Source organism: Bacillus sp. ISL-39, assembly GCF_018613295.1.
Taxonomy (GTDB): Bacteria; Bacillota; Bacilli; order Bacillales; family Cytobacillaceae; genus Mesobacillus.
This window is the reverse complement of sequence record NZ_JAGGQM010000017.1, coordinates 71,140-90,759: the sequence shown is the minus strand read 5'-3', so window position 1 is coordinate 90,759 and position 19,620 is coordinate 71,140. Positions and strand designations below refer to the sequence as shown.

Below are 19,620 nucleotides of genomic sequence, written 5' to 3'. Positions count from 1 at the left end.
TGTTGAATACTCTTCTAAAGTTTAATTAACCCAGCTCCAGCGCCTAGCCCCTCGAGTCGTTTCGGTCCTGCAAATGAAGTCAAAGACCGACTTCACTGTCAGGCCCTCAAGCGCTTGTCGGGGCTTAACGAGGCGCTTGCGCTTTCTGTTCTTTCCAGGAATTTGAAAAACCTTGGATCGGTAACTATAGACGGTTTTCTAAATCGAGCTCCATCGAGAGTCGTGTCTGAACGAGGCGATTGCGCTTTTTATTGTTACAGTTGAATATTAAGTTTTGCCTGCTGAGAATTGGTTATGCTAAGATGAAAATATTATAATCTAATAGTTGCTTATCTATGCAGGATTATGATGAGATTGATGGATCATAGGAGGAAACGCAGATGTCAAACGTCAATCGTGCCCAAATTGAAGAAGCGGTGCGTTTAATATTAGAAGCAGTCGGTGAAGATCCTAACAGGGAAGGTTTGCTAGATACTCCCAAACGGGTCGCTAAGATGTATGAGGAGGTTTTCTCAGGATTGAACCAGGATCCTAAAGAATACTTCGAAACCATTTTTGGTGAGGACCATGAGGAGTTGGTATTGGTAAAGGATATTCCTTTCTATTCTATGTGTGAACATCATCTGGTTCCTTTCTTTGGCAAGGCGCATGTCGCATACATTCCGCGAGGAGGAAAGGTTACTGGGCTCAGCAAGCTTGCAAGAGCGGTGGAAGCAGTGGCTAAAAGACCTCAGCTTCAGGAAAGGATCACTTCCACGATAGCGAATTCGATCATGGAAAAGCTGGATCCCCATGGTGTAATGGTAGTGGTAGAAGCAGAACATATGTGCATGACAATGAGAGGGGTAAAGAAACCTGGCTCGAAAACAGTTACATCTGCTGTAAGAGGTACTTTGGCCGAGGATGTAAACGCAAGAGCTGAAATTCTCTCATTGATCAAAGCTTAAAGAGATTTGATAAAAAAGTAGCATGCAAAAGTGTCAGAGGCTGAAAGTAATTCTTTTAGCCTTTTGTTATATTATAAGAAAAGCGCAAGTGCCTTGGTCAGCCCCGACAGGCGCTGCCCGCCTATAACGCCACGTCCTCCCAAAAGCTACCGCTTTCGGTCGTGCGATGATTCGCTTCGAAGCTTTCCTTATCCTGTGGCTGGCGACCCGAGGAGCTAGGGGCGGGAGCTGGACAATTCTCAAAGTAAGTTTTTGGACTTTCCTATCACGTTATAAAAACGGGCTAAACAAGTGCGTCCCGTACACAACATATTCTTTCCTGTAAGGGGGATAATAATGGATAAGAAACAAAGCGTTAACACCGATTATGTAGTAATCAAAGCCATTGAGGATGGAGTGAATGTAATTGGTCTTACAAGAGGGACCGACACTCGATTCCATCATTCCGAGAAGCTCGACCAGGGTGAAGTTATGATCGCGCAGTTTACAGAACATACTTCTGCCATCAAAATCAGAGGGCATGCAAAGATCGTCACGCCATTCGGTGAAATAATGAGTGAGAAGAAGTAGATCAGTGCAAAACCAACTATTTTGTTACAAAATCCAGCTCGGTTCTTCGTAATTAGTGTTTAATTTATAATATCACGTTCATGTTTTTACTATTTGTGATATAATTGTCACTGCCTTGGAGTGTTCGGTACAATTGCAAAAATAGTTTTTAGGCGCTTTTTTTATGTCTGTTTTCAATAGCCAGATTTCTGCATACGGCTGGCTTTCATGATAGAAAAAATTGTGCTCGCCGCCGGCAATCCAACATAAATAAGGGGAACAAGGGTGATTTATTTGCTAGATTTACAAAACAAATTAGACGGCACCAGAGAGCTTCTTCTCGAAAAACTTTCACATCCTTATTTGCTGGAGCATGTAGAATCTCCTTTTATTGATGATGACAGGCTCTTGTTGCTTACCTCGTTGATGGAACAGCAGGAAGTAAATCAGGAAAAAGCAAAGAACTACACTGTGACCACAATGCTCCTGCAAATTGCCCTTGATACCCATGAGCAGGTCAATAACTCACAACCAGGTGAAGAGGATGAAAGCCATAAGCGCCGCCAGCTGACGGTTCTCGCTGGAATTTATTTCAGTGGCCTATATTACAAGCTGCTGGCTGATATGGATGATATAGAAATGATCAAGCTATTAGCTTCAGGAGTAAAAGAAGTCAATGAGCAGAAAATTTTGCTGTACCAAAAAGAAGCTGAAGCGATCGATAAATTAATGGATAGTGTAAAATTAATCGAGTCGGCTCTTTTAGGCAAGGTCGCTGACCATTTGGATGCGTCAGAATGGTTTGAATTCGCTTCCAATTGGCTTTTTGTCAAGAGGCTGCTATCAGAAGAAACCAAGTTCATTAAATCCGGCAGTTCACTTGTTTTTAATGCGCTTAAAAAGATTGCTCTGCCAAAAATGGACCAGACTACAACAAATCTTTCATCGGAACAGCAAAAATACCTTATAACAATTTGCACAAGATATATTGAATTTTCAATGACGAAGATTAATGCAGCGTTAAAGAAGCTGCCAGGGATGAACAGCTTGCTGATGGAACGGTTAGACCTGATTGCAGGGCAGCATCAGACCATGTCGAAAAAATTCGCGGAAGAAGGGTAATGCAATGCAGCAATCGAAAGAACAACGTGTCCATGGAGTCTTTGAAAAAATCTATGAGAATTACGATCAAATGAATTCTGTCATCAGTTTTCAGCAGCATATTAAATGGCGCAATGACACAATGAAAAAGATGGATGTCCAAAAGGGAGCCAAAGCACTTGATGTTTGTTGCGGAACGGCTGATTGGACGATTGCGCTTGCGGAAGCTGCCGGGAAAGATGGCGAAGTGGTCGGACTTGATTTCAGCAAAAATATGCTGAAGATAGGGGAGGAGAAACTGCAGGCCCGCAACCTGGATCAGGCAACTCTAATCCATGGGAATGCAATGGAGCTCCCGTTCGAGGATAATAGCTTTGACTATGTAACTATTGGTTTTGGTTTGAGGAATGTGCCAGATTACAATCAGGTGCTGCGTGAAATGTACAGAGTCCTTAAACCGGGCGGGATGGCAGTATGCCTCGAAACGTCCCAGCCGACAATGCCAGGTTTCAAGCAAGCATATCGAGTATACTTCAGGTTTATCATGCCGATGTTCGGCAAAATGTTCGCTAAGAGCTATGACGAGTATTCCTGGCTCCAGGAATCCGCTAAAGATTTTCCAGGCATGAAAGAGCTTGCCAAAATGTTCGCCGAGGCAGGTTTCAATAATGTCGAATACAAGCCATATAGCGGCGGGGTAGCGGCCGTGCATATCGGCCGGAAATAGGAAGAGTGCAAACGCACTGGTCAGTGGACACTGTCTTGAGTGGTTTCTTCCGAGTTTAACGAATAGCGTTTTACTGGCTTGAAGGCTTGCAAAGCGCTCTGGCTGGACCATTTTCCAGGGTAATAAACATTCTGATGGTATAAATAGACCATGGCTGTCCTTTTCTTTTTCGCTCGTCAAGGAAGGTCAGCCTGTTTTATTTTTAGTTTTACGCAATGTTGAAAATAGCGAAGCGGCTATCAGAATGGATCGGGATGCAGAGAAATGAATTAGCTTGGCCGGTTGAAAGCTCCAAGCATAATAGAAACCTCCTGAATGCATTGAGGCGCCGAAAAGGTACGGTCAAAGTTGCATCAATGGATATCGAGGATGTAAAAGCTGGGTGGATAATTATGAAGATGAAGTTACTATATACATATTTGAATTCTGATTTGACATTGATCGAGAGAGAACTGGAAGAAGCGATCCAGGCGGATTCCCAGCTGCTCAGCCAGGCAAGCCTGCACTTGCTTAAAGCCGGCGGGAAACGGATCAGGCCCGTTTTTGTCCTGCTTGGTGGAAAATTCGGTAATTATGATATCAATACCATTAAGGATGCAGCGGTCTCCCTTGAACTCATCCATATGGCCTCCCTGGTTCATGATGACGTTATCGACGATGCTGAATTGCGCCGAGGGCAGGCGACAATCAAAGCAAAATGGGATAACAGAATTGCGATGTATACGGGAGATTATATTTTTGCCAGGGCGCTGGAGCTTATGACTGACATCAAAAATCCGACAGCGCACCAAATCCTCTCTGATACAATCGTCGAATTAAGTGTTGGCGAAATAGAACAGATAAAAGATAAATATAATTTTGACCAGAACCTGCGTAATTACTTGCTGAGAATCAAGCGGAAGACTGCTCTTCTAATTGCAGCGAGCTGTCAGCTTGGTGCGGTGGTATCAGGAGTTCCTGAGCAGGACCACCGTAAATTGTATAAGTTTGGCTACTATGTCGGTATGTCCTTCCAGATCACGGATGATGTGCTGGATTTCACTGGTACAGAAAAAGAACTTGGAAAGCCGGCTGGCGGGGACCTTCTCCAGGGGAATATAACACTTCCTGTACTGTACGCAATGCAGGACGAATATATCAAAAGCCGAATCAGGAATGTCCATGAGGGCATGCCAAGAGAAGAACTTAATGAAATACTTAAGCTTGTTCAGGATTCAGGTGCGATTGAAAAATCACTGAACATCAGTGACCGTTACCTGGATAAGGCCCTTGATATACTTGAAGAGCTCCCATCTAATAAGGCCAAGAAGTCGTTGCGCGATATCGCCAGATTTATCGGGAAACGAAAGTATTAGCAAGTTGCGAATTTTTCAAAAAAATGATACTATTTCTAAGGATTGCTTTTGTAAGCGGTTCACATACATATATGAATTAGGAGTGGAACTCATGGAAAAGACTTATTTGATGGTAAAGCCTGACGGTGTACAGCGCAACCTGATTGGTGAAGTTGTTGCTCGTTTTGAAAAGAAAGGCTTCCAGCTTGTTGGGGCAAAACTTATGAACATCCCTAGAGAACTTGCTGAAGAGCATTACGGCGAACATAAAGAGCGTCCATTCTTCGGTGAATTAGTAGACTTCATTACTTCTGGGCCAGTATTCGCTATGGTATGGCAGGGAGAGAATGTTATTTCTACAGCACGCCAGATGATGGGTGCAACTAACCCTAAGGATGCAGCTCCTGGAACAATCCGCGGAGACTTCGGGGTTACTGTAGGCAAGAACGTAATTCACGGATCTGACTCACCAGAAAGCGCAGAGCGTGAAATCGGGTTATTCTTCAAACAAGAAGAACTTGCTGAATACAGCAAATTAATCAACGAGTGGGTTTACTAAGAAAAGCGCAGGCGCCTTATCTTTTAATAAATTCTGGACACTTGTGAATAGCAAGTGTTCTTTTTTTTTTGCTCTGATAAAGCTAAAGCTGAATGGTGTTTTTAAATCTTGTTGATTGTAGTGGAAGGCGCGTAGACTCCTCCGAAAATGCTAACGCATTTTCATCGTGCGTGGGCAGTTTCTGGGAAGCTAATTCAATGTCCTGCGGGATGAGCAAGTCATGGGGAGACCCCGCAGGAGATTGCGACGAGGAGGCTCCCTGACTGCAAGGAAGAATTTGATCTTTGTAAAAGCCGGCAATTGGCTTTTACATAATTCTTCTCCGCGGAAAGCGAAGCGCCTGGAACGAAAATCAACAGCCCTGTCAACAGAGCCATTCACTTAATAATGACAGGCGGGCTTCTTGAGATATGAAAAAATATCTCACTCTACATATCATTTTTCGATATAATGAAAATGTCCAACTTTTTCTAGTACCGAGAGGGAGCAAAATGATGCCGCAAGACTATGAACAGTTTATCTCAAAAATCTACCAGAAGACTGGTATAAACCTTGCTCTATACAAAGAAGCACAAATGAAAAGAAGATTGACCTCACTCTATCAAAAGAAGGGCTGCTCATCTTTCAAGGAGTTTTTCCAGGCTCTGGCCAATGACCAGCAGCTCATGAACGAATTTTTGGATCGAATGACGATCAATGTCTCCGAGTTTTATAGAAACGCAAAACGGTGGGAAGTCCTTGATCAATCGATGATTCCAGAGTTGTTAAGCAAAAATCCAAAGCCGAAAATCTGGAGTGCAGCCTGCTCCACGGGAGAAGAGCCCTATACATTATCAATGGTGCTGTCAAAACATATGCCATTATCGAAGATCCAAATTTTGGCGACCGATATTGATGATAACGTCCTTGCAAAAGCCAGGCTCGGAGTTTATTCAGCAAGGTCACTGAATGAAGCCCCTGAAGAAATGATTAAGAAGTTTTTTCAGCAGGATGGACCCTATTATACTGTGAAAGATGACATTAAGAAGACTGTTGCGTTTAAAAAGCAAAATTTGCTTGCCGACCATTTTGGCGGACCTTTTGATTTAATCGTCTGCCGCAATGTCCTCATTTATTTTACCGAGGAGGCCAAGGAAAGCATTTACCATAAATTCAGCGCAGCATTAAGACCTGGTGGGATTTTGTTTGTGGGAAGCACTGAACAAATCTTCAACCCTGGTACATATAACTTTGAAACTGCAGATACTTTCTTTTACAGAAAGAAATAATAGGAGGAGCCGGGTAACCGAGCTCCTTCTTCCTTTGTCCCGAATCAGGGCATGTAACGCCGCAGGTCAAATTTCAGGTCTCAATCGGATATTCGAGTCCCAGGAGATTGTTTTTTGCGAGTCAACAGGCTTCATGATAAAATGGCTTCATTCTTAAAAGGCTGTTTTCGCATTGAAGGTTGCTTTTCGGACATTTACTTGTTTCCGAATTTTCAAAGGTGTCATGGCTCTTTTCAAGGAGGCTTCTGAACCGGAATTAAGATCATACACGGGTAGAATGCAACAAAATACTGGATAAGAGCTTTTCTGAGAAGGAATAATACATATTTCATAATTTTTAATTTATTTATTTTTAACTGTATGATATAGTAAAACAAATCCTTTAGCGAGTTGAAGGGGGAAAGTATATGAGATATTTAACAGCTGGAGAATCACATGGACCACAGCTAACAACCATTATAGAGGGGATGCCAGCAGGCATGCCGCTCGTAGCAGAAGATATTAACCAAGAACTGGCGCGCAGGCAGAAAGGCTATGGCCGCGGAAGAAGGATGCAGATTGAAAAAGATCAGGTGCAGATCACTTCAGGGATTCGGCATGGGTATACATTAGGTTCGCCGATTGCCCTGGTTGTAGAAAATAACGATTGGAAGCACTGGACCGGTATTATGGGACAGGAACCGCTCGATGACCTATCCTCTGATGAAGTGAAAAGGAAGATTTCACGTCCTCGTCCTGGTCATGCAGATTTAAATGGCGCAATTAAGTATGGCCATCGGGATATGAGAAATGTTCTCGAACGTTCTTCTGCCAGGGAAACGACTGTAAGGGTCGCAGCAGGTGCTGCGGCAAAAAAACTGCTGTCACTGCTGGGTATCGAATTGGTTGCCCATGTTGTAGAAATTGGCGGGGTGATAGCTGAAAAACAGGATTTCACTTCACTTGAACAGCTTAAAGAAATAACAGAAGCATCACCGGTCAGATGCTTCGATCCAGAAGCAGGGACTAAAATGATGGCAGCAATTGATGACGCAAAGCAAAATGGAGACTCTATTGGCGGTGTCGTCGAAGTAATAGCCGAGGGTATGCCGGCTGGAGTGGGCAGCTATGTCCATTATGACCGCAAGCTTGATGGGAAGCTTGCTGCGGCCATTATGAGCATCAATGCTTTCAAAGGTGTGGAGATTGGTATTGGCTTTGAAGCGGCCAGAAGGCCTGGCAGCCAGGTACATGATGAGATTGCCTGGGAAGAGGGCAGCGGATACTACCGGAAAACGAACCGGCTTGGAGGCCTTGAAGGCGGGATGACAACAGGAATGCCAATCGTAGTCCGTGGTGTAATGAAACCGATCCCGACTCTCTACAAGCCATTGATGAGTGTCGATATTGATTCTAAGGAACCTTTTGCTGCGAGTATAGAACGATCTGATGCCTGTGCTGTCCCTGCTGCTGCAGTGGTTGCTGAGAGTGTTATTGCCTGGGAACTTGCTTCAGCCATCATCGACCAATTTTATGCAGATCGATTTGACACATTGAAGGCATCAATCGAAGAGCAAAGAAGGACTGCGAGGGATTTTTAAAGATGCAGCAAGTGAACATCGTTGCAAGTACAAAAACCTATCCTGTATATATTGGTAATGGTGCTATCCGTCAACTGCGGAGCATTGTACATGATGCTGCAGACAAATATACATCAATCATGATCATTACTGATGGAACAGTCGCCAAGCATTACCTTGATTCATTTCACAAACACACAAGTCTGGAACGAATATTTGAAAAAATCGTCCCATCAGGGGAAAAAGCGAAAACGTTCGATGTCTATAAGGATTGTCTTACTTCGGCGCTTGAAAATAAACTAGACAGGAAGTCGCTGATCATCTCTTTTGGCGGTGGGGCAGTCGGAGATTTAGCAGGTTTTGTCGCAGCGACTTATATGAGGGGGATCCGCTTCATACAAGTCCCAACCACTATTCTTGCCCATGATAGTGCCGTGGGAGGGAAAGTAGCAATTAACCATCCATTAGGCAAGAATATGATTGGTGCCTTCCATCAACCCGAAGCTGTTGTTTATGATTTGGATTTCCTGCAAACCCTCCCTGACCATGAAATCCGGTCCGGCTTTGCGGAAGTAATCAAGCACTCCCTGATAAGCGATGAAAACTTTTATTCCTGGCTTAAAGAAGAAATCCAGTCATTGGATAAATTGAATGACTCACAATTGCTTGAGTTTTTGACGAGGGGCATTCAAATTAAGGGGTCCGTTGTCGCAGAAGATGAGAGGGAGACCGGAATCCGTGCATTTTTGAATTTCGGGCACACACTTGGCCACGCAATTGAAGCCGAAGCGGGTTACGGTAAAGTTACTCACGGGGAGGCTGTAGCTATCGGGATGCTATTTGCCCTTCAATTAAGCAAACAATTGCTTGATCTTGATTTCGATGTAAAAACATTCAAGCACTGGCTTAACAATCTTGGGTATGTAACCAAAATTCCGGCGGGACTCTCTTCGGAACAATTGCTGGAAAGAATGAAGCAGGATAAAAAAACTGTTAATGGGGCAATCCGTTTCGTTTTACTGGAAAAGGTCGGAGTGCCTTCACTCAAGGAAGTCGAGGAAAACGTATTGAGGATGAACCTGGTGAAATTTGCAGAAGAGGGGGAGTTAGATGATTAGGGGAGTAAGAGGTGCTATTACAGTAAACGAAAATGATGAGCAAGAAATCATTACTGCTGCTGAAAGACTTTTAAAAGAAACAGTCGCTGCCAACGATATTACACCGGATGATGTTGCCTCGATTTTCATTTCTGCTACTGATGATGTAGATGCAGCCTTTCCGGCAAGGGCTTTAAGAAATTTGGACGGCTGGACCTACGTTCCAGTCATGTGTATGCAAGAATTATCAGTCCCCGGCTCGCTGCAGAAATGTATCAGAGTCATGATTCATTTCAACACTGAAAAACCACAGGAAGAGATCAAGCATATTTATCTTGAGGGAGCTGCAGGACTAAGACCTGATTTATAACTTTATACTTTTTCTGCAGCACCAAACAGTGTATGATAAGCTCGTGTTCTTTATTACTTTAATAAGATAGTGAATTAAAGAGTAGAATAGTTGAGGTGGATTAGATGAGATGGAAAGAGCAGCTACTAAAATTAAAGCCGTACCAGCCTGGTAAATCGATCAGTGAAGTGAAAAGGCAGTATGGTTTATCCAAGATTGTAAAATTGGCATCAAATGAGAATCCATTTGGATCTTCAGAAAAAGTGGAAAATGAAATCGCAAATTATGCTGGCAAGTATTCAGTGTACCCAGATGGATATGCAACCGAGCTTCGAATGCATTTGGCAGACCATTTAGGTGTAAAGGAAGCACAGATCATTTTTGGAAACGGGTCGGATGAGATAATCCAAATGATTGCCCGCGGCTTGCTTACACCAGAGACAAAAACTGTGATGGCCGCTCCGACTTTTCCGCAGTATAAGCACAATGGCATTATCGAAGGCTGTGAAATAGCAGAAATCCCATTGGTTGACGGTGCTCATGACTTGGATGAGATGGCTGCTGCCATTGATGATCGGACATCTGTTGTCTGGTTATGCTCTCCGAATAATCCGACAGGTGTCTATATAACTGAAGAAGAATTAACAGCGTTTATGGCACGGGTGCCAAGCGATGTGCTTGTCGTGCTGGATGAAGCTTATTTTGAATATGTGACCGCGGAGGATTATCATGACTCCCTGAGTCTTTTAGATCAGTATAAAAACTTGATTATCCTGCGAACGTTTTCCAAAATATACGGGCTTGCCAGTTTTCGGGTTGGTTATGGAATCGCCCACGAAGATACCATCAGGGCACTTGAACCGGCAAGGGAGCCATTCAATGTCAACACATTGGCTCAGGCAGCTGCAATAGCTGCGCTTGGTGACCAAAAATTTGTAGATGAATGTAAAAACGAAAACAAAAACGGCCTCCATCAGTTTTATGATTTTTGTGATCGTACAGGGTTGAAATATTTCCCATCGCAAGGCAACTTCATCTTGATCGATTTCAACAGGGATGGGCAGGAGGTTTTTCAATACCTGCTTGAAAGAGGTTATATTGTGCGTTCCGGTACAGCACTGGGATTCCCGACCTGTGTAAGGATTACCATTGGTTCAAAGGAACAAAATCAAGGGGTAATTGAATTGATCAAAGAATACTTGAGTGTTAATACTGTAATATCTAAATAAGGGTGTTGATTTTATGGAAGGCCGCGTATTGATCATTGGTCTTGGTTTGATTGGCGGCTCTCTGGCTATGTGTATTAAAGGGCAGCATCCGCAGGCAGAACTAATTGGCTTGGATGCCGACAAAAATCAAATGGATCTGGCCATGATGCTGGGGGTCATTGACCGCACAGCAGTCAGTTTAGAGGTGGAAGCACCGGAGGCGGACTTAATCATTATTGCGACTCCGGTATTGGCCACCGGAAACATAATTGAACTATTAGCCACATTGAAACTGAAAAATGAGGTCATTGTTACCGACACCGGCAGTACAAAGGGATATATTTCAACTAAGGCAACGTGCCTGAGAGCAAAAGGAGTTGCCTTCATTGGCGGCCATCCAATGGCAGGTTCCCATAAAAGCGGTGTAGCCGCAGCCAAGAAAATCCTGTTTGAAAATGCATTCTATCTTCTTACACCTGAGGCTTCAGTCGGAAGTGAGACGGTAGACCGGCTAAAAGCATGGCTTTCCGGCACGCGGGCAAAGTTTCTGGATGTTTCACCTGAAGAACATGACTATCTAACAGGAGTTGTCAGCCATTTTCCGCATATAATAGCTGCTTCCCTCGTACACCAGGCGTCACGGGCGGATGAAGGCAATCCTCTCGTCAACCGGCTGGCTGCTGGAGGGTTCAGGGATATAACCCGAATCGCATCAAGCAATCCGCAGATGTGGAGAGACATCCTGCTTCAAAACCGGGAAGTCCTCATTTCGCTGTTAACTGACTGGCAGGAGGAAATGAGCCGGGTAAAAGAATTATTGGTAGCTAATGAACAGGACAGGATCTATGATTTCTTTGATGCAGCCAAAAAATACCGGGATGGTCTCCCTGTAAGCGACAAAGGAGCTATTCCCAGCTTTTATGATTTGTTTGTAGATGTCCCGGACTATCCAGGGGTGATTTCTGAAATCACCGGATATCTAGCAGTTGAAAACATCAGTATAACGAATATCAGAATCATAGAAACTCGTGAAGATATATACGGAGTACTGGTGATCAGTTTCCAGACGCCTGATGACCGGGCCAGAGCACAAGAATGTATTGGAAAAAAGACAGACTATGAAATGTCTGTCGCAGAGTAGACTTAAGGAGCAGAAAAATGTCAGTGAAAACTCTTTTAACAAATAGAACCTCTTTGGAGGGACAAGTTAAAGTACCTGGTGATAAATCAATCTCGCATAGAGCAGTCATGTTCGGTTCAATAGCCGACGGAGTCACCCGTATTGAAAACTTCCTGCCTGGAGAAGATTGTTTAAGTACGATTTCCTGCTTCCGGCAGCTCGGTGTTGAAATTGTCCAGAATGGCAGCAATGTAACGGTTACAGGAAAAGGTACGGATGGACTAAGCCAGCCTGAGGAAACACTGTATGTCGGGAATTCCGGAACAACGATACGGCTGATGATGGGAATCCTTTCGGGATTGCCGTTTAAATCAACTCTTGAAGGTGATGAGTCAATCGCAAGAAGGCCGATGACTAGAGTGACCCTTCCTCTCGGCAAAATGGGAGCAAGCATTACGGGAAGGAATAATGGAGAATTCACTCCGCTGACAGTGGAAGGCCAGAAATTAAACGGAATTACATATGAACTGCCAGTAGCCAGCGCGCAGGTTAAATCTGCGATCTTGCTTGCCGGTTTGCAGGCTGAAGGTGAGACAGTAGTTGTTGAGCCAGTGAAAACAAGGGATCATACCGAGAGGATGATCAAGCAATTTGGCGGCCAAGTTGAACGCAGGGAGAATGCCGTAAAGGTAACCGGCGGACAAATGCTGAAGGGCACTGCTATAAATGTTCCTGGTGATATTTCATCCGCCGCCTTTTTTCTAGTCGCAGCCGCTGTCGTTCCCGGGAGTGACATCATTCTTCGAAATGTTGGGCTAAATCCGACAAGAACCGGAATAATCGATGTGCTAAGAGCCATGGGAGCCGACTTCGTGGTGGAACCGTACGAGGGTGATTCAGCTGAACCAGCTGGAGATATAAGAATGAAACATTCAGAACTGAGGGGCACAATAATTGAAGGTGACCTGATTCCCCGATTAATCGATGAAATCCCGGTCATTGCTTTGCTGGCAACGCAGGCTAAGGGATTGACGGTTATTAAGGATGCCGGGGAATTAAAGGTGAAGGAAACAAATCGCATTGATACCGTTGTCAATGAACTAAAGAAGCTCGGGGTGGACATAGAGGCTACAGATGATGGCATGATTATACAAGGGAGTCAAAGCCTTGACGGCGGCACTGTGTCAGCACACGGGGACCACAGGATTGGAATGATGCTGTCAATCGCCGCCCTTCTCTGTAAAAGCGAGGTCATTCTTGAGCAAAGTGAAGCCGTCGCCGTATCTTACCCGGATTTCTTTGATGATCTGTATTCCTTGTTGGGAAACTAGCATAGTTTTGTTTGAAGGAAGGCCAATCATGAGCAGTGGATGGCCTTCTCTCTATTTATATTAGGCTCTTTTCTCAAACTTTGTTGCTCTTGACTACAAAATAGGATTGAATGACCTATTTTTCTTCGCAAGGTTGACTCTTTTGTGAGAAAAGAGCATGCAAACTTAATACCGACCAACAAAATGGCCTTCTATTACGTTAAAATCGGCTTTAGGATTTTAACAGCAATCTTGCCAGAAAATAAAACCGCCGTTATATTCTCGTAATTTCAGCATAGTTTGTCATAAGACCGTTAAAGGAGTGGTTTTATGGCATACATTATAGAAAATGTCCATCTTTTGAAGGGACAAGCCTTCATGGATACAAGCATGCTGGTGGAGGGCCAGCGAATCTTGTCTGCAACATCCAAATTTGAACGTTATAACTATATGAGGATGGATGCGGACAAATTTATAATGACCCCGATACATGTCCTCTTTGACCCGAATCTCCCTGTAAACGAATCTTTTAAAGAGAGAAAAGAATACTATCTGAAGAACTTTATAATGAAGGGCAGCACAGTTGTATTCACTACAGTGAAAGTCCAATTTGAACGGCAGCTTGAAGAAAAGCTTAAGCAGGCAAAAAGTAATTATTTAGACAGCCCAATTGATTTTGTTCTTGGCGTCCGCATCCCGCCACGGTTGATGAATCCCGGATTTATCCGTAAATGTAAAAAACTGAAGATACCAGCGATCTTTCTGGAAATTGATGAGATGGACGAATTGGCGGCGATGCCGTGGGGATGGATCAAGGAAGCGCTATTTCCCTATAACTGCCCAATCATTCCAGTCTTTCCTGAAAGCAAGCATAAAAAAGGGAGGCAGCTGCAGCTTAATGCCTGGAGTGATTTGATGAAAAGAGAAAAGGTTCCCGCAGTGCATGATGATCTAGCGAACCCGGGTCCCGTGTCGAGATCGATTTTAAAGAAAACCGGAATCTTCCCGGAAAAATCAAATCTGCACAGTGGCGGAGAACTCAGCTATAATCTTTATAATATAAACGCGGAAACCAAACAACGTGATGAACATGGGCTGTTTTTCCAATCGAAGCATCTGGCCGTCACTGTTGATAAGGGAAAAGTCATTCGCGCAGGGGACGAGGTTTATTATCGGCCAGGAAAGGGAGAGAATGTTATAATTAACACACCAGGATTTTTTACAGATAATTATTAAAGGGCATTGCCGGTATATGAATGATTGCTGATCAGACAGCTTCAGGCAAAAGCCTAAAGTAAGGGTAGGATGATAAAAATGGTCGGAGTAAATGAAATAACAACTTATATTGAAAATGGACAGCTTGAAAAGGCAATGGCTGCTTATAAAGGCATTCTTGAAAAAGGAAGCGACGAAGAAAAATTCCTTCTTTCTGAGGAGATGTTCCGCTTCGGTTTCATGGAAGAAACAGAGGCTTTGATTGAAAGCTTATTGAAGGATTATCCCAATGAAGGCGAACTCCATGTTCTGCTCGCTGAAGCTCAGATTGAAATGGGTAAAGAGGAAGAGGCCATGCTTTCTCTTGAAAGGGTTGATGAAGAAGATCCATCTTTTCCACAAGCGCTGCTTCTGCTGGCAGACCTGTATCAAATGGAAGGCCTGTTTGAGGTGAGTGAAAAGAAACTCCTTGAGGCCAAGAGGCTTTTACCGGAGGAGCCCGTGATTGACTTTGCTCTTGGTGAGTTATATGCCCACCAGGGAAAACTAATTGAAGCAATACAGTATTATGAAACAGCCCTTAAGTCGCATGAAGAAATTGGCGGAGTGAATCTCAATCAGAGATTGGCTGAATCGTTAAGTGCAGGCGGCTCGTTTGAGGAAGCTCTTCATTTTTACGAAAAAGCGCTCGAGCAAAAGCTGGAAATTAATACTTTGTTCGGCTTTGCTTTTACAGCGCTCCAGGCAGGCTATAATAAAACAGCGATTGACAAGTTTGAGGAACTTAAGGCTCTTGATCCGGAATACCATTCGCTCTATCTCTATCTGGCAAAAGCCTATGAGCGAGAAGAAATGGCAGAAGAGGCGTTCGAAGCTGTTAAACAGGGGATCGAGCAGGATGAATTCAATAAAGATTTATACTTTTATGGCGGCAAATTGGCACTTAAAATTCCTGATGAAGAAGCTGCCGAAAAATTGCTTCGTGAAGCGATCGCTCTGGATCCAGGGTTCATGGAAGGAGTCCTTGTCCTGAACAAACTGCTGTTCAAGCAGGAACGCTATGAAGATGTACTTGAGCTGGTGCGTGCAGCTGACATCCACGAAGAAGAAGAGGAACCTCAGATTCTTTGGGATGAGGCAATTGCTTATCAGCAAATTGAAGATTTTTCACAGTCATTAAACAAATACCAACTAGCATATACTTTCTTTAAAGACAATAAAGAATTTTTGACAGACTACGGATATTTTTTAATTGAAGAAGGAAAAATGGCCGACGCCGCCGAAATTTTTAGTAAGTTAGTTAAAAAAGAACCTGGCAATGAAGAATTCCGTGAGTTATTGGAACGCTTGACGGAGAATCTGTAACGTTAACAAAAAATTTGAGTTATGCAGAGGAGGGATTCAAAAATGACAACCCCTGTATCTGTCAACGAGAAAAAGGATTTTATCCGCTGGTTTTTAAACCATTACCAGCTTAAAAGGCGGGAATGCGTTTGGATCCTTAACTACTTGATGAGCCATGACCAGCTGATGGAAAAGGTGCATTTTGTGGAAAATGCACAGTATTGCCCAAGGGGATTAGTGATGTCGACCCATTGCGTGGATGAAGTGCCTTTCAGGTTCTTTAAAGAAAACGTGATGACGACAGATGCAGAAAAGTCTTTCCACGACATTCGTTTGAACAGGGAAGAAGAAATTTACATCCAATTGAATTTCCACGCTTCAAACAAAGCCCATCAGTTTGCCGCCGTGCTGGAAGAAAACCCTTATGTTCCGGGGCAGCTCCAAATCAGCGAAAGTGACAAGATGGTAGCAGAAAGATTTCTTGAAGAAAGCATTCAAAAGTTCCAAAAAGACAAACTGCTTACCATGATAGATGAGGCACTGGACAGCCAGGACCAGGAAGCTTTTGAACATCTCACTGAACAATTAAAAAGATTAGGTACCGTGAACTCGTTTTAGCTTGCTTTTGATAGCAGGCTTTTTATTTTGCCGGATTTCATATGGATAACAACCTATTTGCGGTTTGAAGGCCTAAGGGAAATTTACGGATGTACCTGATCCTAAAGATGGCTATGTGGGAGGAAAAGGATGCATAAGGGTACCTTTTGGCTGAACGGTACCCTTAATAGGTGCAGAGTTGACTGCATAAGGGTACGAAAAGCTCAGAATAGTACCCTTATAGAAGCTGAAAGGGCTGCATAAGGGTACGAAAAGCTCAGAATAGTACCCTTATAGAAGCTGAAAGGGCTGCATAAGGGTACGAAAAGCTCAGACTAGTACCCTTATAGAAGTCGAAAGGGGCGCATAAGGGTACGATTAATGGAAGAGCCCCCCATTTTTTACCCTGACCCTGACCCTGACCAACTTCGGAGGCTATAACAGAAGTTGAAACCCGAATGCGTCACACCCCACCAAACGATTCGAAAACTACTTTTAATCATGATATTATAGAATGGTGTAAATAAAGGGTCCTAGAAAGCCTTTCTTTACGACTAAGCCTAATAGAATGATGGAGTTGGTATTATGAAATGGGTGGCAGCAGATGTAGAAATGTATCAGAAAGCTGCTGAGTATGTAGACACAGTAATCGTCCCGCTCTTGCCAGTTTCTTTTGGTGAGGATATGAAACAAAATGCTTCAATGGCGGAATTCACTGGAATCCTTACATCACAGTTGGAGAAGCAGTTTCGGGGCCGAATCTTCCTTTTGCCTGATTTTGTATACATAAAGGAAAATGAGGGAAGCTTGGACGCTTTGAAGGAGTGGGAGAACACTCTATTGGACAAGCAATTCAAACATATATTTTATGTGACGTCGGACAGCCGCTGGAGGCAGCAGGAAAAAGAGCTGAGTGGAAATGTTTTATGGCTTCCGTCCTTGTCTTTGGAGCATATGCAGGAGCAGCAGAAAATTGCCATAGTGGATGACCAGGTAAAGCAATTATTATCTTTGTTCACAGAGAAATGGGAAGAAGAATAATTCAGTGTTATTTTTATCACTGCAAAAAATGTTTTCAACATAGTATTATATTGATTTTGTAATGAGATTGATATATCATGGTTATGTCCTAGTTTTAAAATGTGTTTAAATTATGTCCGTTGGGGACTTAACTTGGGAATAGAGGGGGGAATAGCGTGAGTAAGCATCGTGTTTCAAGACGTCAATTCTTAAACTATACTCTAACAGGTGTAGGCGGTTTCATGGCTGCAGGGATGCTGATGCCAATGGTTCGATTTGCCGTTGATCCTGTACTAAAGGGTGAAGATGCGGGAGATTTTATCGCGACTCCATTGAAGGTCGCAGACATCACAAATGAACCGCAAAAAGTCAACTTTACTTTCACACAAAAAGATGCATGGTATGAATCTGAAGAAACTGGAACTGCCTGGGTATTCCAGAACGAAGGCGGGGAGATTGTTGCCCTGTCGCCAGTATGTAAACACCTCGGTTGTGTAGTAGACTGGAATACGGATAAGAAAAATCCGAATATGTTCTTCTGTCCTTGCCACTACGGCCTTTATGAAAAGGACGGTACAAATGTGCCGGGAACACCGCCGTTGGCACCATTGGATGTATATCCAACAAAAGAAAAAGACGGGTTCCTTTATGTAGGAAAAGCCGAACCACGAAAGGGGGCGTAATCTTTGTTAAACAAAATTTACGATTGGGTAGATGAGCGTTTAGATATTACGCCTTTGTGGCGCGATATTGCAGACCATGAGGTACCCGAGCACGTTAACCCGGCGCACCACTTTTCTGCGTTCGTGTATTGCTTTGGCGGTCTGACGTTTTTCATCACTGTCATTCAGATTCTTTCTGGAATGTTCCTGACAATGTATTATGTGCCGGACATCAAGAATGCATGGGAATCTGTTTATTATCTTCAAAATCAGGTAGCGTTCGGACAAATTGTCCGTGGTATGCATCACTGGGGAGCGAGCCTTGTCATCGTAATGATGTTCTTACATACGCTCCGCGTGTTCTTCCAGGGCGCTTATAAGAAACCTCGTGAATTGAACTGGGTAGTCGGAGTTTTAATTTTCTTCGTAATGCTGGCTCTTGGCTTGACAGGATACTTGCTTCCATGGGATATGAAAGCTTTATTCGCAACTAAGGTTACATTGCAGATTGCAGAAGCTGTTCCGTTGATTGGGCCATACATTAAAACATTGCTTTCCGGTCATTCAACGATCGTTGGTGCTCAAACTTTGACTCGTTTCTTCGCGATTCACGTATTCTTCCTGCCTGCTGCACTACTAGGCTTGATGGGAGCGCACTTCCTGATGATTCGTAAGCAAGGTATTTCTGGTCCATTGTAAAATTCGAATGAAAAGATTGTGCGAATTGAGTTTCGCTCAATGATACGGAAAAAGGAGGGGATTGCTCGATGCATCGTGGTAAAGGTATGAAGTTCGTGGGTGACTCACGTGTCCCTGCAGAACGTAAGCCTAATATTCCGAAAGATTACTCGGAATACCCTGGCAAAACGGAAGCGTTTTGGCCTAACTTCCTGTTGAAGGAATGGATGGTTGGTGCTGTTTTCCTAATCGGATACTTGAGCTTGACTATTGCTCATCCGTCTCCGCTTGAGAGGATTGCCGATCCGACTGATACAGCGTATATTCCATTGCCAGACTGGTATTTCTTATTCTTATATCAATTGCTTAAATATTCATATGCTTCTGGTCCTTATACAGTTATTGGAGCTATTGTCATCCCGGGTCTTGCATTTGGTGCGCTTTTGCTTGCTCCATTTATTGACCGTGGACCTGAGCGTCGCCCGTCAAAGCGTCCGCTTGCGACAGGCTTTATGCTATTATCAATCGCTGCAGTTTTCTTCCTAACTTGGGAATCTGTTGCGCACCATGACTGGGAAGCAGCCAAGAAACAGGGGCAGATTGTGGATGTCGAAATCGACAAGAACTCTGATGGATACAAGATTGCACAAGCGCAAACTTGTACTTCATGCCATGGCGGCGAACTGGCGGGTGGTGCTGCAGCGCCAAGTTTGTTAGATACAAAAATGAATGCTGAAGAAATTGCTGATGTTGCCAAGAATGGTAAAGGAAGCATGCCTGCGGTCTTTAAAGGAACCGACGAGGAACTTCAGACACTTGCTGAATTCATCGACGGACTGAGCAAGTAATATATCAAAGAACCTGTAAGGTAACTTGCAGGTTCTTTTTTATGCGGAAAGTATTCGTGTTGTCATATGGAATTTGTCTGTTGGGTGATTTAAGAACAAAAGTGAATTAAATACGTATACGCAAGGAA

The 19,620-nt window shown here is 43.6% G+C and carries 20 protein-coding genes; all 20 read left to right on the top strand.

Annotated features, from left to right (window positions below):
• Window positions 1-380 precede the first annotated feature (380 nt).
• The 20 genes from folE (at window position 381) to J7E37_RS14030 (ending at window position 19,492) form a co-directional block, all read left to right on the top strand.
• Window positions 381-947, top strand: a complete 567-nt coding sequence (gene folE, locus J7E37_RS14125; protein ID WP_214737120.1) for a GTP cyclohydrolase I FolE — start codon at window positions 381-383, stop codon at window positions 945-947.
• Between the two features lie 336 nt (window positions 948-1,283).
• A complete protein-coding gene (mtrB, locus tag J7E37_RS14120) occupies window positions 1,284-1,517 on the top strand; it encodes a trp RNA-binding attenuation protein MtrB (RefSeq protein ID WP_192470602.1) in 234 nt (77 codons plus the stop codon).
• 264 nt (window positions 1,518-1,781) lie between these two features.
• Window positions 1,782-2,618 carry a heptaprenyl diphosphate synthase component 1 gene (locus tag J7E37_RS14115; RefSeq protein ID WP_353050023.1) on the top strand — a complete coding sequence of 279 codons (837 nt, stop codon included), beginning with the start codon at window positions 1,782-1,784 and terminating at the stop codon, window positions 2,616-2,618.
• A 4-nt stretch (window positions 2,619-2,622) separates the two neighbouring features.
• The gene (locus J7E37_RS14110; protein WP_215024571.1) at window positions 2,623-3,324 is read left to right on the top strand and encodes a demethylmenaquinone methyltransferase; all 702 of its coding nucleotides are present in this window, start codon (window positions 2,623-2,625) and stop codon (window positions 3,322-3,324) included.
• Between the two features lie 392 nt (window positions 3,325-3,716).
• Entirely contained in the window at window positions 3,717-4,679 is a 963-nt protein-coding gene (hepT, locus tag J7E37_RS14105; protein ID WP_214778735.1) for a heptaprenyl diphosphate synthase component II, read from the top strand.
• 91 nt (window positions 4,680-4,770) lie between these two features.
• The gene (gene ndk / locus J7E37_RS14100) at window positions 4,771-5,217 is read left to right on the top strand and encodes a nucleoside-diphosphate kinase (protein ID WP_102263408.1); all 447 of its coding nucleotides are present in this window, start codon (window positions 4,771-4,773) and stop codon (window positions 5,215-5,217) included.
• Between the two features lie 494 nt (window positions 5,218-5,711).
• Window positions 5,712-6,485, top strand: coding sequence for a CheR family methyltransferase (locus J7E37_RS14095; RefSeq protein ID WP_214778737.1), 774 nt, complete (start codon window positions 5,712-5,714; stop codon window positions 6,483-6,485).
• A gap of 407 nt (window positions 6,486-6,892) precedes the next feature.
• Window positions 6,893-8,065 (top strand): chorismate synthase, encoded by a 1,173-nt coding sequence (gene aroC / locus J7E37_RS14090; protein ID WP_215024569.1) that lies wholly within the window; start codon window positions 6,893-6,895, stop codon window positions 8,063-8,065.
• A gap of 2 nt (window positions 8,066-8,067) precedes the next feature.
• Window positions 8,068-9,162, top strand: coding sequence for a 3-dehydroquinate synthase (gene aroB / locus J7E37_RS14085; RefSeq protein ID WP_215024567.1), 1,095 nt, complete (start codon window positions 8,068-8,070; stop codon window positions 9,160-9,162).
• Window positions 9,155-9,511 carry a chorismate mutase gene (gene aroH, locus J7E37_RS14080; protein WP_215024565.1) on the top strand — a complete coding sequence of 119 codons (357 nt, stop codon included), beginning with the start codon at window positions 9,155-9,157 and terminating at the stop codon, window positions 9,509-9,511. Before aroB ends, aroH begins: the two co-directional genes overlap by 8 nt.
• 104 nt (window positions 9,512-9,615) lie before the next feature.
• On the top strand, window positions 9,616-10,719 hold the full coding sequence (gene hisC, locus J7E37_RS14075; RefSeq protein ID WP_215024563.1) for a histidinol-phosphate transaminase: 1,104 nt from the start codon (window positions 9,616-9,618) through the stop codon (window positions 10,717-10,719).
• A gap of 13 nt (window positions 10,720-10,732) precedes the next feature.
• Window positions 10,733-11,839, top strand: a complete 1,107-nt coding sequence (locus J7E37_RS14070; protein ID WP_215024561.1) for a prephenate dehydrogenase — start codon at window positions 10,733-10,735, stop codon at window positions 11,837-11,839.
• A 17-nt stretch (window positions 11,840-11,856) separates the two neighbouring features.
• Window positions 11,857-13,149: a 3-phosphoshikimate 1-carboxyvinyltransferase gene (gene aroA, locus J7E37_RS14065; RefSeq protein WP_215024558.1), complete on the top strand. Its 1,293-nt coding sequence runs from the start codon at window positions 11,857-11,859 to the stop codon at window positions 13,147-13,149.
• 309 nt (window positions 13,150-13,458) lie between these two features.
• Window positions 13,459-14,364 carry a hypothetical protein gene (locus J7E37_RS14060; RefSeq protein ID WP_215024556.1) on the top strand — a complete coding sequence of 302 codons (906 nt, stop codon included), beginning with the start codon at window positions 13,459-13,461 and terminating at the stop codon, window positions 14,362-14,364.
• A 78-nt stretch (window positions 14,365-14,442) separates the two neighbouring features.
• Complete coding sequence (locus J7E37_RS14055; RefSeq protein ID WP_214778676.1) at window positions 14,443-15,708, top strand: tetratricopeptide repeat protein; 1,266 nt, start codon at window positions 14,443-14,445, stop codon at window positions 15,706-15,708.
• A 42-nt stretch (window positions 15,709-15,750) separates the two neighbouring features.
• Window positions 15,751-16,305, top strand: a complete 555-nt coding sequence (locus tag J7E37_RS14050; protein WP_192470591.1) for a ReoY family proteolytic degradation factor — start codon at window positions 15,751-15,753, stop codon at window positions 16,303-16,305.
• Between the two features lie 564 nt (window positions 16,306-16,869).
• A complete protein-coding gene (locus J7E37_RS14045) occupies window positions 16,870-17,325 on the top strand; it encodes a YpiF family protein (RefSeq protein WP_214780938.1) in 456 nt (151 codons plus the stop codon).
• Between the two features lie 155 nt (window positions 17,326-17,480).
• A complete protein-coding gene (locus J7E37_RS14040; RefSeq protein ID WP_214780941.1) occupies window positions 17,481-17,987 on the top strand; it encodes a QcrA and Rieske domain-containing protein in 507 nt (168 codons plus the stop codon).
• Between the two features lie 3 nt (window positions 17,988-17,990).
• The gene (qcrB, locus tag J7E37_RS14035; RefSeq protein WP_023627553.1) at window positions 17,991-18,665 is read left to right on the top strand and encodes a menaquinol-cytochrome c reductase cytochrome b subunit; all 675 of its coding nucleotides are present in this window, start codon (window positions 17,991-17,993) and stop codon (window positions 18,663-18,665) included.
• A gap of 68 nt (window positions 18,666-18,733) precedes the next feature.
• Window positions 18,734-19,492: a menaquinol-cytochrome c reductase cytochrome b/c subunit gene (locus J7E37_RS14030; RefSeq protein WP_214780943.1), complete on the top strand. Its 759-nt coding sequence runs from the start codon at window positions 18,734-18,736 to the stop codon at window positions 19,490-19,492.
• Window positions 19,493-19,620 lie beyond the last annotated feature (128 nt).